General features: G+C 63.4%; 12 protein-coding genes. 5 read left to right on the top strand and 7 right to left on the bottom strand.

The genetic code is table 11. The annotated features are described in order from the left end of the window. The first annotated feature begins 63 nt into the window (after window positions 1-63). A complete protein-coding gene (gene pta, locus KZJ38_RS11940) occupies window positions 64-1,146 on the top strand; it encodes a phosphate acetyltransferase (protein ID WP_219796107.1) in 1,083 nt (360 codons plus the stop codon). Here pta and KZJ38_RS11935 read toward each other — a convergent pair. Together KZJ38_RS11935 and KZJ38_RS11930 are read right to left on the bottom strand one after the other, a co-directional pair. Further along, a complete protein-coding gene (locus KZJ38_RS11935) occupies window positions 1,050-2,870 on the bottom strand; it encodes a cobaltochelatase CobT-related protein (RefSeq protein WP_219796106.1) in 1,821 nt (606 codons plus the stop codon). The genes pta and KZJ38_RS11935 overlap by 97 nt on opposite strands. After that, window positions 2,867-3,895 (bottom strand): AAA family ATPase, encoded by a 1,029-nt coding sequence (locus KZJ38_RS11930; RefSeq protein ID WP_219796105.1) that lies wholly within the window; start codon window positions 3,893-3,895, stop codon window positions 2,867-2,869. Before KZJ38_RS11930 ends, KZJ38_RS11935 begins: the two co-directional genes overlap by 4 nt. Window positions 3,896-4,307: 412 nt before the next feature. Here KZJ38_RS11930 and KZJ38_RS11925 point away from each other — a divergent pair, with 412 nt between their 5' ends. After that, window positions 4,308-5,060 (top strand): IclR family transcriptional regulator, encoded by a 753-nt coding sequence (locus KZJ38_RS11925; protein ID WP_219796104.1) that lies wholly within the window; start codon window positions 4,308-4,310, stop codon window positions 5,058-5,060. 308 nt (window positions 5,061-5,368) lie between these two features. Continuing rightward, window positions 5,369-6,301 (top strand): NAD(P)-dependent oxidoreductase, encoded by a 933-nt coding sequence (locus KZJ38_RS11920; protein WP_219796103.1) that lies wholly within the window; start codon window positions 5,369-5,371, stop codon window positions 6,299-6,301. Window positions 6,302-6,434: 133 nt separating this feature from the next. Here the strand turns inward: KZJ38_RS11920 and KZJ38_RS11915 are convergent, their stop codons facing one another. The 3 genes from KZJ38_RS11915 to sauS form a co-directional block, all read right to left on the bottom strand. Further along, on the bottom strand, window positions 6,435-7,823 hold the full coding sequence (locus KZJ38_RS11915) for an MFS transporter (protein ID WP_219796102.1): 1,389 nt from the start codon (window positions 7,821-7,823) through the stop codon (window positions 6,435-6,437). A 138-nt stretch (window positions 7,824-7,961) separates the two neighbouring features. Continuing rightward, window positions 7,962-9,701: an AMP-binding protein gene (locus KZJ38_RS11910; RefSeq protein WP_219796101.1), complete on the bottom strand. Its 1,740-nt coding sequence runs from the start codon at window positions 9,699-9,701 to the stop codon at window positions 7,962-7,964. Further along, window positions 9,698-11,197: an acylating sulfoacetaldehyde dehydrogenase gene (gene sauS, locus KZJ38_RS11905; protein WP_219796100.1), complete on the bottom strand. Its 1,500-nt coding sequence runs from the start codon at window positions 11,195-11,197 to the stop codon at window positions 9,698-9,700. The genes KZJ38_RS11910 and sauS overlap by 4 nt, the downstream gene beginning before the upstream one ends. Before the next feature lie 294 nt (window positions 11,198-11,491). Here sauS and KZJ38_RS11900 point away from each other — a divergent pair, with 294 nt between their 5' ends. Then, on the top strand, window positions 11,492-12,256 hold the full coding sequence (locus KZJ38_RS11900) for an IclR family transcriptional regulator (protein WP_219796099.1): 765 nt from the start codon (window positions 11,492-11,494) through the stop codon (window positions 12,254-12,256). Window positions 12,257-12,300: 44 nt separating this feature from the next. Here the strand turns inward: KZJ38_RS11900 and KZJ38_RS11895 are convergent, their stop codons facing one another. Together KZJ38_RS11895 and KZJ38_RS11890 are read right to left on the bottom strand one after the other, a co-directional pair. Further along, the gene (locus KZJ38_RS11895; RefSeq protein ID WP_219796098.1) at window positions 12,301-13,608 is read right to left on the bottom strand and encodes an MFS transporter; all 1,308 of its coding nucleotides are present in this window, start codon (window positions 13,606-13,608) and stop codon (window positions 12,301-12,303) included. Between the two features lie 90 nt (window positions 13,609-13,698). Beyond that, window positions 13,699-15,360 carry a GMC family oxidoreductase gene (locus KZJ38_RS11890; RefSeq protein ID WP_219796097.1) on the bottom strand — a complete coding sequence of 554 codons (1,662 nt, stop codon included), beginning with the start codon at window positions 15,358-15,360 and terminating at the stop codon, window positions 13,699-13,701. 250 nt (window positions 15,361-15,610) lie between these two features. Here KZJ38_RS11890 and KZJ38_RS11885 point away from each other — a divergent pair, with 250 nt between their 5' ends. Continuing rightward, window positions 15,611-16,459, top strand: a complete 849-nt coding sequence (locus tag KZJ38_RS11885) for an IclR family transcriptional regulator (protein ID WP_219796096.1) — start codon at window positions 15,611-15,613, stop codon at window positions 16,457-16,459. The last annotated feature ends 63 nt before the right edge of the window (window positions 16,460-16,522 follow it).

The raw sequence follows: 16,522 nt of genomic DNA, 5'->3' as shown, positions 1-16,522 counted from the left end.
CGCGCGTGCCGGGAATGCCGATTCGATGAGGATGACCAGGAAGTCGAACCGCACGGCGCAGCCATGAAAGCGATCAACCGGATCATCGAGCAGGCGCGTGCGCACCCGATGCGTATCGTGATGTGCGAAAGCGAAGACGCACGGATTCTGGAGGCCGCGCAACGCGCGACTGTCGCGGGCATTGCGCGCATCGTGCTGGTCGGCGACCCCGAGCGCACGCGGCATGCTGCGCAAAAAGCCAGCGTCGATCTTGCCGGCATCGACATCGTCGATCCTGCCGCATCCGCGTTCACATCTGCCTGCGCCGACGAACTGTTCGCTCTGCGTAGCAAGAAAGGCATGACGCTCGAGCAGGCGCAACACGAAGTGCTGCATCCGCTGTGCTTCGCGAACCTGATGGTACGGCTCGGTCACGCGGACGGATCGATTGCGGGCGCCGTCAACACCACCGCGGACGTCGTGCGCACGGCGATACAGGTGATCGGCGTCCGCCCGTCGTTCAAGCTCGTCTCGAGCTTCTTTCTGATGATGTTGTGCGAGCCCTTCCACACCATGAAAGGCGGGCTGATTTTTTCCGACTGCGCGCTCGTCGTCGATCCCGACGCGGAGCAGTTGTCGGAAATCGCGATGGCCGCCGCGGATAGCGCGCGCAGTCTGCTGATGGAAGAACCGCGCGTCGCGATGCTGTCGTTTTCGACGAGCGGCAGCGCGAAACACGCAGCCGTCGACAAGGTCGTGGCGGCCACTCATCTCGTGCAGGCGGCCCGACCGGGCCTCGCGATCGACGGCGATGTGCAGCTCGATGCCGCGATCGTCGCGGAAATCGCGCTGCGCAAGGTGCATCACTCGCAAGTCGAGGGGCATGCGAACACGCTGATTTTTCCGAGTCTCGATGCGGGGAATATCGGCTACAAGCTCGCCGAGCGCATCGGCGGCGCGAAGGCGATCGGCCCGCTGCTGCAAGGCCTGCACAAGCCGGCCAACGATTTATCGCGAGGCTGCTGCGCCGACGATATCTTCTATGTGATCGCAGTGACCTGCGTGCAGGCTCAGGCCGCCGCGGGTTTGCCGATCCAGCGGACCACCTCGGAGAACAACGCCATATCGGGCGCAACCGACAGATCCACCGCAAGCGAATACCGGTAATACGGGCTCAAATCGAGCCCGACGCCGAGACCCAGCACGTCGACATCGCCGTACGCGCGCTGCTGCGCGACAACCTGCTTCAGATGATTGTCGAGGTAGTACGCGTCGTTGGCCTGATGGGTGGCCGCATCCATCGGACTGCCATCCGATATGACGATCAGCACACGGCGGTTGGCCGCATGCGCGCGCATCCGGTTGCAGGCCCATTCGACCGCTTCGCCGTCCACACCTTCGCGGAACAGGTCGCCTTTGAGCAAGGCGGCAATATCGGCACGCGCGCGGCGCCAGCTCGTGTCGGCATCCTTGAAGACGAGATTCAGCACTTCGTTGAGCCGCCCAGGATGTTCGGGCCGTCCGTTAGCGAGCCAGTCCGATCGCGCCCGCCCGCCGTTCCACGCGCCCGTCGTAAAGCCGAGAATTTCGCTCGCAATGCCAGCGCAATCGAGCGCACGCGCAAGCACGTCCACAAGCATTGCCACGGGCTCGATCTGCGCTCTCATCGAGCCCGAGCAGTCGATCAGAAAGCCGACGATCGCTCCGGAAATCAGCGTGTGCCGCTCGAGACGGAACAGGCGCCGCTCGGCCGGCGAGCTGACCAGTTGCGCGAGCCGGCGGCCGTCGATGCGCCCGCTTTCCTCGCCAAACGACCAGTCGTCGCGTTCCGGCACGGCAAGCGCCGCCTTCAGCATGCGCGCGAGCCTTGCAACGTTGACGGGCTGCGCCCGGATGCGTTCGTCGAGACGCTCGCGGTATTCGGCAAGCAGCGCCTTGCGCACGAAGCTCGCCGCATAAGCTTCGCGGTCGTAGCGGTTCGTGAACACGCGATAGCCGTGCTCCGATGCGCGCAGCACCCTGCTCTCGCCCGTATGAGCGAGCGCGATGCCTTCGTCATCACCGTCGTCAAATTCGAGAAAGAGCGAAAACGCGTTGCGCGCCGCTTCTTCGTTCTGCTGGTTTTGGGCATCGTCGTCTTCGAGGCCGGCGGCGCGCCGTGCGTCCATCATCGACCTTACGCGCTGCGCAAGGTCGAGCGCATGAACCGCAAAGGCGTGTTGATCGTGACGCGTGCGCCGCATGCCGGCAAGCGCCACGCCGATCGCCGGCGCGATCGATGCACGCGTGGCTTCGATCAACCCTTCGGTTTCCTCCAGCACCGGCCAGCCCGATAAACGCGACCAGCACATCTGCGCGACGGTATAGAGCAGCAGGCCGGCATCGCCATCGATCACACCCGACAGATAGACGCCGCGCGACCACGCGTCAAAACGCGCGCGCAGATTGTGTGCGAGACCCGGCATGCCGGGCGGCAGCAGCGATTCGCAACGCAACTGCTCAAACGATTCGAACAGCAGCCGTTCGACGGGATCGGCGGGCATGTGCTGCCTGTGCCATTCGGTATCCGAATGAAGCGTGCGCAACGCGGCGCTATCGGCTGAGCCGCGGAAGGATGCAACTGAGGACCACACTGCGGACGCAACTGAGGACGACACTGAGGACGAGCACGCCGATGCAACCACGTGCCCCGCCGATGCCGCCATCGCCGCCCGCTCGTCCTGCGTGACGCGAAGATGTGGTGCATGAAACGGCAACGGCGTCATATTCCGGCACAACCGGCCACCGCTGTAATGCAAGGCCGCATCGCCGGTAAGCGCGCGCACGGTCGCCGCGCGCAATGCTTCGGCCCGCGCGGCGCGCTGCATCGCGGCACGCTCCGTGTCGTTCATCGCGTTTCCACCGCAAGCGCGCCGGCGCCTTCGAACGACGGAAGCTCCTTGTCGAACGCCCGCTGAAAGTATTCAGCCACGATCGGCCGCTCGGCCTCATCGCATTTATTCAGGAACGTGAGGCAAAACGCGAGCCCCGCATCGCGAAAGATGCCGATATTCTCCGCCCAGTTGATCACGGTTCGCGGCGACATCAGCGTCGACAGATCGCCGGTCGCAAAGCCCTTGCGCGTCAGCTCGGCCACGCTCACCATCGATTCGACGAGCTCGCGGCCGCGTGCATCGGCGAGTTCGGGCACACGCGCCAGCACAATGCGAATCTCGTCGTCACGCGACAGATAGTCGAGATTAGCAACCACATTCCAGCGGTCGATCTGCGCATGATTGAGCGCCTGCGTACCGTGATAAAGCCCGTTCAGGTTACCGAGCCCGACCGTGTTGGCGGTGGCAAACAGCCGGAACGCCGGATGCGGATGAATCACGCGGTTCTGATCGAGCAGCGTGAACTTGCCGTCCGTTTCAAGGATGCGCTGAATCACGAACATCACATCGGGGCGCCCCGCATCGTATTCGTCGAACACGAGCGCGACTGGCCGCTGCAGCGCCCACGGCACGATGCCCTCCTGAAACTCGGTCACCTGCGCGCCATCGCGCACGACGATCGCATCCTTGCCGACCAGATCGAGCCGGCTGATATGACCGTCGAGATTGATCCGCACGCAGGGCCAGTTCAGGCGTGCCGCGACCTGCTCGATATGCGACGACTTCCCCGTGCCATGCAGGCCCTGAACCATCACGCGCCGGTTGCACATAAAGCCGGCAAGAATCGCGAGCGTGACTGGCGGGTTGAACTGGTAGACGTCGTCGATTTCGGGCACGTGGTCGTCCCGTTCGCTGAAGGCCGGCACCTTCAGGTCAACGTCGATGCCGAATACGCTGCGCGCATCGACGCTGCGGTCCGGCTTGCCGGTCTCGATCTCGGTCACGTCCCTCTCCTCATACGGCCCGCCCGTCGGTCCGCTCATACAATCCGCTCACACGGTCCATTCGACCGCACAAGCCATCATAAACCGATTCATTTTTAGATACAAATCGTACCGTTTATTTATCTATAAAGTTGACCGATACGCGCTGGTGGCCTACATTTGATCCATATCCCGCTGTCGGGAACAAATTGTTCCGCTAAATTCATTCAACGAATCTAGCGCCCGGGAGGGAACCCCCGTGTCATCGATCGATTCCACCGCAGACGCAGCACCACCGCAAACGCCCGTCACCGACGCACATGCCACCGGAACCGCAGGAGGCACGCGTTCCGAAAACCGACCCGGCGCATTCCCCTCGACACCCGAAACACACCCTGCCGATCATTCCGCCGCACGGCAGGCCAAGGCATTTCAGTACAATACGGCCGATCCATTTTCCGGAACGGCGGACATGAACAAGGCGGATACCCCGACACTGCGCGCGTTTTCGCTGCTCGAACATCTGATCGCGGCGAACGGTCCCGTGTCGCTTGCCGATATCGCTCACGACATCGACCTGCCGAAGGCGTCGCTGCACCGCATGCTCGCGTCGCTCGAAGCGGGCGGCCTCGTGATTCGCGAACCGGGGCAAAAGAACGCGTATGTGATCGGTCCGCGCCTGTCGCAACTGGGACTCGGCGTGATGATGCATTCGGGCGCGCGGCGCCTGCGTCACGCGATTCTCGGGCGGCTCGTGGCCGATCTCGGCGAGACCTGCAACCTGACGATGCTGCACGAAACCGAGGTGCTCTACCTCGACCGGATGGAAGCGCCGTGGCCATTGCGTCTCGATCTGAAACCGGGCTCGCATGTGCCCGCTTACTGCAGCGCAAGCGGCAAGCTGTTGCTTGCGATGCTGCCGCGCGACGAGCGTTCGGCGCTGATTCGCGCGATGCACTTCCACGGCTTCACGGCGAACACGCTAACCGACCCGGAACTGCTCGAAAGCGAACTCGATCGCATCGCGCACAAAGGGATTGCGGTCGATAACGAGGAATTCGTCATCGGCATTGCATGCGTGGCCGCACCCGTGATCGATGAACAAGGCCAATGCATCGCCGCGGTCGCCGTGCATGCGCCGGTGTCGCGCACGCCGCTGCCGCGCGCACTCGAATTCGTGCCGCGTCTGCAGGAAGCGGCCAAAGAGCTGGCCGCGACGTTCTAAGTGGAGCTTCGAGCTACCTTTCTGTCACCGCACGTCAGATTGCACTTCAAACGCGCAGCGATGCCGAATCGGCTGCGCGTTTGAACGACGCCGTCGTTGCCTCACTCGCACCTCACTCGCGCCTCACTCGCGCCTCACTCGCGCCTCACTCGCGCCTCACTCGCGCCGCTCAGAGGCCGCGCTTTGCATCCCAAGCAGCCGCCGCTGCCAACCCCGCTCCGCGCGCTCGCCCGCGCGGCCGATGCGGTCTTTCCCTTCCTGCGATAATCCCCGTTCCCTGCCCCACCCAGTCACTCGAAGGAGTCGCCGTGAGCGTCACCCATTCCTCCTCCTCACCATCCGCCGGCACACAACCGCAAGCCGCTAACGTTACGTTTCTCGGCCTCGGCGTCATGGGCTACCCGATGGCCGGACACCTCGCGAAAGCGGGGCTTAACGTCACCGTCTACAACCGCACCGCGAAAAAAGCCCAGCAATGGGCGTCCGAATACGGCGGCCGCTCGGCCGCGACGCCGCGCGAAGCCGTGCAAGGCGCGGACCTCGTGCTGTCGTGCGTCGGTAACGACAACGATCTGCGCAGCGTCGTGCTCGGCGACGACGGCGCCTATGCAGGCATGAAGCAAGACGCGGTATTCATCGATCACACGACCGCCTCGGCCGACGTCGCGCGCGAACTCGCCGCGCGTGCCGCCGAGCACGGCCTGCACTTTATCGACGCGCCTGTCTCGGGCGGCGAAGCCGGCGCGCAGAACGGCACGCTGACGATCATGTGCGGCGGCGAAACGCAAGCATTCGAGCGCGCCGCGGGCACGCTTCAACATTACGCATCGGCGGTCACGCTGCTCGGCCCGGCAGGTTCGGGTCAGCTTGCAAAGATGGTTAACCAGATCTGCATCGCGGGCATGGTGCAAGGCCTCTCCGAGGCGCTGCATTTCGGCCAGCGCGCGGGCCTCGACATGCAGCGTGTGCTCGACGTGATCGGCAAAGGCGCGGCGGCCAGCTGGCAGATGAGCAATCGCGGCACGACGATGCTCGACGGCAAGTTCGACTTCGGCTTCGCGGTCGACTGGATGCGCAAGGACCTCGGCATCTGCCTCGACGAAGCGAAGCGCAACGGCGCATCGTTGCCGGTCACCGCGCTCGTCGATCAGTTCTACGGCGATGTGCAGTCGCTTGGCGGCAGCCGCTACGATACGTCGAGCCTGATCTGGCGTTTGCGCAAGGTGAATCCGGCGAAATAAGTTCTACCTGCGTTTCAGCCGCGGTTGGCGCGCACGTCATCCGCGGCGCATCTGCGATTCATCTGCAATTCAGCCGCGGTTCGTAGCGCGGCCGTACCAGGCCCGCGCCTAACGAATCAAGTCACCACCGCCCTCACTTCCGCCACCGCAACGGCCGCCGCAAATGATGCCGGTAAAGCCGCAGCGTCGGCGTCGTCGCATGCGCGAAGGCCGGCATGCCCGCCACATCGTCGAGGCCCTGCTGCCGTTCGCGCTCCTCGTCCGCTTCGACTGTCTTGCTGGTATCGATGAAACACGCAGCGACGATGCCAACCCCAAGCAGCACCGCTGAAATCGTAAACGGCACGTTATAGCTGCCCGTCGTCTGGATCAGATAGCCGAACGCAACCGGCGACACCATCCCGGCCACGCCGAAGCCTGTGTTCATCATGCCGCCGGCCGTGCCGGCATATTTGCCGGCGATATCGAGCGGCAACGTCCACAGCACCGGGTTCGTAATCTCGAGGAAGAAGAACGATCCCGACAGGAACAGCACGGCCATCAGCGGACTCGTGGCGGAGATCATCGGCAGCAGGAACGCAAGCGATCCGCCCATGCCGACCACGAGCACCGCGCAGCGCGCAAAGCGCAGGCGTCCGGTGCGCTTGTACAGCTTGTCGGACACCACGCCGCCGAGCGTATCGCCGATCACGCCCGCGAGCAGCGGCAAGGCCGTGAACAGCGCCAGATGCTTGAGATCGAAGCCGCGCGATTCCTTCAGATACGACGGCAGCCACGTCAGATAAACCCACAGCAGCCAGCCATAGCAGAAGTCGACGAAGGTTACGAGCCACATGCGGCGAATCAGTCTGCGCCACGGCGTCGCTGCATGTTTCGCACGCTCGCAATCGCCCTTCCGGTAGCCAATTTCGGCCGTTTCCTCGGGCGTGATGCGCTTGTTCTGCTCGGGCGAGTTAGTGAAGACGCGCAGATAGAGCACCGTCCACGCGAGGCTCAAGACGCCAAGCAGAATAAACGAATCGCGCCAGCCGCCTGCCGCGACCACCGCCAGCACGAGCGGCGGCGTCACTGCGCCGCCGAGACGCGCGAAGCTGTGCGTAATGCCCTGCGCGAAGCCGCGCTCCGCCACCGGCATCCAGTACGTAAAGGCGCGCGTGGCCGTCGGGAACGCGCCGCCTTCGCCGATACCGAGGATAAAGCGCAACACGACGAGCATCATCACGCTGCCGGCAAAACCGGTCAGCAGCGTGGCCACGCCCCATATCAGCGACAACACGGTCAGCACGAGCTTCGGCCCGAACTTGTCCGAAAGCCAGCCGCCGATGATCTGCATCATCGCGTACGGATAGGCAAAGGCGGAAAAGACGAGCCCGAGTTCCGTCGAACTCAGTCCCATTTCGTGACGAATCAACGGGCCGGCCACTGCGATGTTCACGCGATCGATGTACGAAATGAAATACATCACACACATGACCGCCAGAATGATGTGACGCGTCTTCACGCGCCGCTTAGGCATTTCCATGTTGTCTCCAATGTATTTTTTAAGGCGTTTGTGACGCCGGTGCATGCTTTTCGAACTGCAGGGCGGATCGTGTCCGCCTCTTTGTACGTCTCCTCGACTTGAGTCGATTCTGTGTTTTCCGTCTGTTACGCGTGAGCTTCAGGTCTGCGTCTGCAACAGCTTCAACCGCTGCACCTTGCCGGACGGCCCGCGCGGCAGTTCCGCAACGAAGCGGAATTCCTTCGGCGTCTTGTAGCGGCCCAGTTCGCGCAGGCAATGCGCGCGCAGATCCGCAACATCGAGGCCGCCGCATTCGTTCGCCTGAACATTGCCGTCCGCCACACGCGGCACGATATACGCGACGATGTCCTGACCATACGCGCTATCGGGCACGCCGACAGCGGCCGCGTCGAGCACGCCGGGATGCTTGAGCAAGGCCTCGTCGATCTCGCGCGGTGCGATGTTTTCGCCGCCCTTGATAATCAACTCCTTCGCGCGGCCGTTGATAAAGAAGTAGCCGTCCTCGTCGCGATAGCCGAGGTCGCCGGTGCGCAGCCACCCATCGGCTGTAAACGCAGCGTGCGTCTCTTCGGGGCGCTTGTAATAGCCGCGCATCACCTGTTCACCGCGCAGCACGATTTCGCCGCATTCGTTCGGCGCGCATTCGCGGCCTTCACGGTCGATCACCTTCGCTTCGGCGCCCGACGGCAAGCCGATGCTGCCGACCTTGCGCCGCGACGCGTCATACGGATTGCTGAAGATAGGCGCCGCGGTCTCCGTCATGCCCATCGTTTCGATAATACCGATACCGAAGCGTGCCTCGAACGCGCGATGATGTTCGACCGGCAACGCCGCGGATGCGCTTCGGCAAAACTTCAGCGCCGACAGATCGAACGCGCACGCTTCGTCGCAATTGAGCAGATACGCGACGATGGTCGGCACAACATTGATCCACGTGCAGCCATGAAACGCCGCATCGCGCCAGAACGTGCGCGCCGAGAAGCGCGGCGTCATCACGACCGAGCCCGCATGAAACAGCGGCGTCAGCAGTGTCACAACGAGACCGTTGATGTGATAAAGCGGCAACGAGGCAAGCACGCGGTCGTCGTCGGCCAGTCGATGTTCGTCGGTGATGCGCGCCGCGTTCGCGAGCAGGTTGCGGTGCGAGAGCAGCACGCCTTTGGGCAAGCCGGTCGTGCCCGATGTGTACATCAGCAGCGCGATGTCGGTTTCGCATGGCTCGTGGCGCGACGCAGATGGCGTTTCGCTCAACGTCGCCGCGACCGGACCATCGTCGCCCGCGACCGATGCGCGCTGCGCTTCGGCCCGTTGCAGCGCGGCCCCGGCCAGCACCGGTTCGGCATGCGGCAGAACCGGCAGCGCCCGCGCGTCGGGTTCGGTTTCGATAACGAGAATGTCCCGCGCCAGTCGTTTCCCCTGCGATTCAGAACGCAATTCAGCACGCGCCCCACCATGCAATTCCGCAATCGCCGACTCGATCGTTGCGCGCGTATCGCGCTCGACAAAAATCGCGCGCGTATCCGAATGTTCGACGATATAGCGAAGCTGAGACGGCTGGCACAGCAGATTGAGCGGATTGGCGACGAGCCCGCTGTACATCGCGGCAAGCAGAATCCGGCCGGTCTGGATGCCGTTGCTCATCAGCACCGACACCGTGTCGCCGGGCCGCAAGCCCGCATCGAGAAAACGCGATTCCATCACGCGGCAATCGTTGCGTAACTCCGCATACGTCAGGACGGCCAGCGGAGCGGCACGCCGCGTGCCGTTGCCGGCGGAAGAGACATCGGGGTCGCCGGGACAATCGAGCAGAAACGGTTTGTCCGGATACTGCGCGGCGCGCTCGTCGATCAGCGCGCGAAGCGTGACAGGCGTGTTCATCGTCCGACCCTCCGGAAAAATTCGCCAAGCAGATCGTCCGCTTCGGGCACGCGTTCCTCGATCGGATACGCGACGCGCGTGATGTTCAGGTACTGATGGAAGTTCAGATTGGTGGAGAAGTTATTGCGTCCCCATGTGCCGCAGCCCATCGACAGCGAGAAAGGCAGGCCATTGTCGAAATTGCCGCCGGTCGCGAGGCAATGCGCCTGGTTGACGATCACGCGCGCAACCGGCAGCGTTTCGCCGAGTTCGACCGCCTGCCCGGTATCGGCCGCATCCCGGCTGATATGCAGGCCAACCGAATGCCCCGCGCCCATATACGAATAGATGTCGCCGACAATCTCCGCCGCATGTTCGAAGTCGCGCGCGCGATAGACGGTCAACACCGGCGCGAGCTTCTCGCCCGAAAACGGATAGCGCTCGCCAAAACCGGTTTCCTTCACCATCAGAAACCTGGGGCCGCTCTCGGCAATCTCGTCGAGGCCCGCGACGCGCGCGATCACCGCCGCCGAACGCGCCGTGCATTGCGGCGACAGCTTGCCGTCGCGCCACATCGTCGCTTGCAGCTTCGCCTTCTGATCGTTGTCGAGCAGCACACCGCCGCATGCGGCCAGTGCATCGAGCATCGGCTGATACACGGCGTCTTCGATCACGACGCTGTTCTCCGACGAACAGCTCGTCGCGTTGTCGAAGGTCTTCGAGAGCGCGATCTTGCGCGCCGCATCATGCAAGTCGGCCGATGCGGTGACGATCGATGCGACATTGCCCGCGCCCACGCCGAACGCCGGCGTGCCGCTCGCATAGGCCATGCGTACGTTGGCCTGCGAGCCCGTTGCAACGACAAGGTCCGCTTGCCGCATTAACTCGGCGGTGGCGGCCTTGCTGATCGGCGCGGGCAGCATCTGCACGAGGTCGGGCGACAGTCCGGCCTTCTCGAGCTGTGCGTGAATAAAGCCAACTAGCAGCGCGCACGACGAATAGCCTTTAGGTGATGGCGCGACGATTACCGCATTGCCGCATTTGAGCGCGTTCACGATCTTGTTCGCGGGCGTCGCGGCCGGGTTCGTCGACGGTGTGATGGCGGCGACGACGCCGACCGCGCGCGCGATTTCCACGATGCCGTTTGCTGCGTCGCGTGCAATGACGCCGGTGGTCTTCTGTCCATGCAGATCGCGCAGGAGACCTAGCGTCTTGCGATAGTTCTTGCGGAATTTGTCGTCGACGTTGCCGAGGCCGGTGTCCCGCACCGACAGTTCCGCCAGTTGCCGGTTGCGCCCCGGCTCCATGATCGCCCATGCGGCAGCGGCAGCGGCCATATCGAGTGCGTCCTGCCCGGCCCGCTCGAATTCGCGTTGCGCGATGCGGGCGCGGCCGACGAGCGCGGCCACCTCTTCGGCGACGTTGCTGTCCGCGTTTGCCTGCGTGCTTGCCTTCGCACTTGCATTCGCGTTTACCCCGTGCGCCCCGACTTCAGCATGACTTGCCCTGACATTCATATGTTTTGCTCCGAACGGTAATAGCGGGTCGTGCGAATAAATCTAGCGGGAGCGGCGGCGAACGAAGTCCCGTTTTCCAAGCGTTTCCGTGCTGCCTGATGCAGTGAATCGAAAAACGCAAAATTCGGGACTTTCCGGAGTCCCGAAAACTGTGCATTCCGATGCAAAATCTCTCTTATAAATTTGATGACGGCGCACAGCTGCAGTTAGCAGCCAGAGCGTCTGCCGGCCGCAGGCGCGGCATGGGACCAGAGTAAGGCGCTAAAGCGCCAACTCTGGTCGACAGGAGACCCAATGTCGTTCTCGAACCAGTCAAATGCGGCCGCCGTGCGCGCGTTCCGTGTACTCGAAACGCTTGCCGAAGCCGGCCATCCGCTGTCGATGACCGACCTCGTGCATGCGCTCGGCTTGCCGAAACAGACCGTGCATCGGATCCTCGTGCAATTGATGGACGCGTGGCTTGTCACGCGCGTCGCGGGCAATCGCCTCTACGAGTGCTCGCCGCGCGTGCGCATGCTCGCCGTCAACGTGCTCATGCACGCGGGGCCTGCGGCCGCGCGCCATGTGCTGCTCGAACAGCTGGTGTCGAAAATCGGAGAGACCTGCAATCTGACGATGCTGGCCGGCAACGACGTCGTCTATGTCGACCGCGTCGAAACCGAATGGCCGCTGCGCATGCATCTGCAGCCCGGCTCGCACGTGCCGCTGCACTGCTCGGCAAGCGGCAAGCTGCTGCTCAGTTTCCTGCCTAAAGAAAGACGTGAACGCGTTATCGATGCGCTGCCGCTGCGCGCGTATTCGGAGCAAACCATCACGGACCGTGACGCACTGCGCAAGGAACTGACCGAAACGCGCCGCCGCCTGCTCGCGATCAACAATCAGGAGCATCTGCAAGGGCTGATCGCGATCGCCGTGCCGGTCATGCTCGACCGCAACCGCGCCTGCGCCGCGATCGCGGTTCAGGCGCCCGTGGGCCGGGTTACGCTCGACGACCTGCTCGCCTTCGTGCCCGACCTGCGCTTTGCCGCCGACGAAACCGCGAAGACGTTCCGCGAGTGAAAGCCCTTGAATGAACGCCCTTGAATAAAGGCCCTTAAAGCGCGTTACGAATGCGCGCTCGCCACCGCGCCATACGTGCTCGCCCTTCGCTCAATCGCGCGCGCGGACCATGCCGAGATCAGCGCGGACAGCATCACGTAGGCGCAGACCATCCACGGCTTGCCCTGATTGACGCGCATCAATGCGGTCGCAATGATCGGCGTCAGTCCGCTCGCGAAGATCCCCGAGAACTGATAGACGAACGAAATACCGGTATAGCGCACGTTCGCATCGAACAGCTCGGCAAAGAGCGCCGCTTCAGGGCCATAAACCATCGCATAGAAAATGCCGAACGGCACGACGATCGCGGCCCAGATCACGAGCGTATTGCCCGCATGGCTTTCGATCAGCCAGAACGCGGGCAGCACCGACAGCCCGCAAATCAGCGATCCCCAGCGATAAACGCGCGCCCGGCCCAGCTGGTCCGACATCCTGCCGAACAGTGGAATAAAAAAGCACATCACGACGGCCGCGATCATCACGCCGAGCAGCGCATCGGTGCGGCTCATCGATACGTGCTGGGTCAGATAGCCGATCGAAAACACCGCGAACACATTGAAGAACACGCCGTCGATATAGCGCGCGCCCATGCCGAGCACGACCGTGCCGCGATAGCGCGTGATCATGTCGACAAACGGAATCTTCGCTTCGCGCCGGTTGCGTTTGAGCGCGAGAAACTCGGGCGTTTCCATCACTTTCAGGCGAATATACAAGCCGATCAGCACGAGCAGCAGCGACGCGCCGAACGCGATACGCCAGCCCCATGCAAAGAAATCCGCATCGGGCAGGATGCGCGAGATGCCGGCCACGACGCCGGCCGCGAGACAGAGCCCGATCGATAAGCCGATTTGCGGCAGGCTCGCGTAGAGCCCGCGTTTATTTGGCGGCGCATATTCATAAGCCATCAGCACCGCGCCGCCCCACTCGCCGCCAAGGCCGATGCCTTGCAGCACGCGCAAGCTCAACAGCAGAATCGGCGCCCAGATACCGATCTGCGCATAGGTCGGGACAAAGGCGACGCCGGCCGTCGAAATGCCCATGATCACGAGCGTCAAAATCAGCGCAGACTTGCGCCCGACCCGGTCGCCGAAGTGGCCGAACAGCACGCCGCCGAGCGGCCGCGTGACGAAGCCGACCGCGAACGTCGAATACGCAAGCATCGTCGATACAAGCGGATCGTTCGCCGGGAAATACAGCTTGTTGAACACGATGCCCGCCACGACGCCGTACAGAAAGAAGTCGTACCACTCGACGGTCGCGCCGACCACGCTGGCAAATGCGACGCGGCGCACGACGCGCTGATCGTTTGACATAGCTGCTCCTTCTTCAATGGAAGGCCGTACCGCTCGGCACGGCGTCTTTTATGCGTACCCCTGCCCCTTTAGTTCTCTCTTGCGCTTCCTTCAAACTTCCGCTGCCGCGGCTGCCGGCACGTTCTCGCGGTGCGCCGCATCGGCCGCGCGCGCATCGTCGAGAATCATGTCGGACGCTTTCTCCGCCACCATCACGATCGGCACATTCGTATTGCCGGAGACGAGCGTCGGCATGATCGAACAGTCGACCACGCGCAGGCCGCGCGTTCCATACACACGAAGACGTTCGTCGACGACCGCGAGCGGATCGCCTGCCGTCCCCATCTTCGCCGTGCCCGACGGATGAAAGATCGTCTGCCCGTATTCGCGGCAGAAGTGCAGCAGTTCGTCGTCGGTTTGCGCATCGGCGCCGGGACGCACTTCGCGCTTCATCAGCGCGGCCATCGGCTGCGTGGCCGCGACGCGGCGCGCGAAGCGCACGCCAGCCACGGTCGTGCGGCGGTCGAGATCGGTCGCAAGATAGTTCGGCACGATCGACGGCGCATCGCGCATATCGGTCGACCTGATTCGCACGGTGCCGCGCGATTCGGGACGCAACTGGCAAATCGAATACGTGCAGCCGGGAAACGCATGGACTTCGCCGCCCGCGGAATCGGCGGAAAGCGTCGAGAAATGAAACTGGATATCGGGCGTTTGCGCTTCTTCGGGCAAGGCGCGGCAAAACATGCCGCCCTGGTTGATACCGACGGCCAGCGGCCCGCTGCGAAACAGCGCCCATTCGAGGCCCATTTTTGCTCGACCGATCCATGACTGCATCAGATCGTTGGTCGTGATCGGCTTCGTCACTTCGTAGATCAAACGGACTTGCAGATGGTCCTGCAGGTTTGCGCCGACGCCGGCGCGGTCCGCGACCACCGGAATGCCGAGCTCGCGCAACAACGCCGCGGGCCCGACGCCCGACAACTGCAGCAATTGCGGCGACTGCAACGCGCCTGCGGTCAGGATCACCTCGCGCCGCGCGCTGACCTCGCGCATCTCGCCATGCTGTAGAAATCGCACGCCAGTCGCCCGCGTGCCGTCGAAGCGGATACGCGAAGCGAGCGCATTGGTTTCCACATGCAGATTCGCACGATGGCGCGCGGGCTTCAGATATGCGACCGCCGTCGAGCAGCGCCAGCCGTGACGCGTCGTCAGCTGGTAGTAGCCGACGCCTTCCTGGTCGCCCGTGTTGAAATCGTCGACGGTGCGCACGCCGAGCCGGTTCGACGCCGCGATAAACGCGTCGACGAGCGCATGCGGCTGACGGATCGTCGAGGCCCACAGCGGCCCATCGACGCCGCGTGTCGGCCCCGCGCCGAGTTCGTTGTGTTCGAGCCGCCGGAAGTACGGCAGACAGTCGTCCCAGCTCCAGCCGCGATTGCCTGGCGCGGCCCACCGGTCGTAGTCCTCTTTCTGACCGCGCACGTAAATCAGGCCATTGATCGAACTGCTGCCGCCGAGCGTGCGGCCACGCGGCCAGTACAGCCGCCGGTTGTTCATATTCGGGTCCGGCTCGGTATGAAAGCCCCAGTTGTAGACCGGGTGAAACATCGTCTTGCCGTAGCCGATCGGAATATGAATCCACAGGTAGCGGTCGGCGGGGCCCGCTTCGAGCAGGCAGACCGAATAGCGGCCGCCTTCCGAGAGCCGGTTGGCAAGGACGCAGCCGGCCGAACCGGCGCCGACCACGACATAGTCGAAGGTACCTGGCATTGCACGTGTCTCCTGCTTCTTATCGTTCGACCGGATGGTTCAGCGGCCTTAAAAAGCGGTATGTTTCGTTTGAATTTATTGAGCCAGTGCAGCGGCCGCAACCCCTTTTGCATAGGCACGTGCCAATCCGGACCGGAAATTGACCTTTCTGTTTCAGTTTGGCCTGCTTGAAAGACAGCGTGACGCCTGGTTCGAAGCACGGCTCACGCACGTTAAGCAGTAGAACCGGCCTTCGATCAAGAGGAACCGAATGAGAGATTCGATCCAATCCGCCCGTATCGACTGTCTGTCGGACAACACGCGCGTGCTGCGTGCGCTAGCCGTGCTCGAGGAACTGGCAGCGGCGGGCCAGCCGTTCTCGCTGTCCCAATTGTCGGCGCGGCTGCATATTCCGAAGGCGACGCTGATGCGGCTGATCGAATCGCTCGAAATACAGGGCTATGTCACGCATATGCCGGACTCGCGCGGCGCGGACCGCGCCATCGCGCTCGGCCCCCGCGCCGCACAACTCGCGCTGGCCACCCTCGCGAACAATACGTTCACGCGCGCATGCCGATCGCTGTTGCGCTCGCTTGTCGAGGCGCTAGGCGAAACCTGTAACCTCACCGCGCTGGACGGCGATACCGTGCTGTATATCGAGCGCGTCGAGACGACGGAACCGCTGCGTTTGCAGATGCAGCCGGGCACACGCGTGCCGCTGCACTGCACCGCAAGCGGCAAGCTTTTTTTATCGCAGATGCCTCCGGCCGAACGGCGGCTCGTCCTGTCGCGCCTCGCACTCAAGCGAATGACCTACCGCACGCTCACCGATACCACCTTGCTCGAAGCGGAGCTCGACCGCCTCGCCGCACGCGGCATCGGCATCGATAACGAAGAATTCGTCAGGGGAATGGTCGCGGTTGCCGTGCCTGTCAAAGATGCGGCGAACGGACACGCGCTGGCGTCGCTGGCGATTCACGCGCCGACCGCGCGAGCCAACCTCAACGATCTGCTCGCGACGGTGCCGAAGCTCAAGGAGACCGCGCAGGCGCTCGCGCCGCTGCTGCAGCATGTTGAATCGATGCCGGGTCGCGGCGTGCGCGAGGCTAACGCAAGATAAGCGCCGGCTTAGCAGCGCGTTTTCTGAAACCGGCCATAGCGAACGGCCAGCGTCGGCAACACC

It is taken from the genome of Paraburkholderia edwinii, assembly GCF_019428685.1.
GTDB lineage: Bacteria > Pseudomonadota > Gammaproteobacteria > Burkholderiales > Burkholderiaceae > Paraburkholderia > Paraburkholderia edwinii.
The sequence above is the reverse complement of the archived record's forward strand: the minus strand, read 5'-3'. Positions and strand labels throughout refer to the sequence as shown.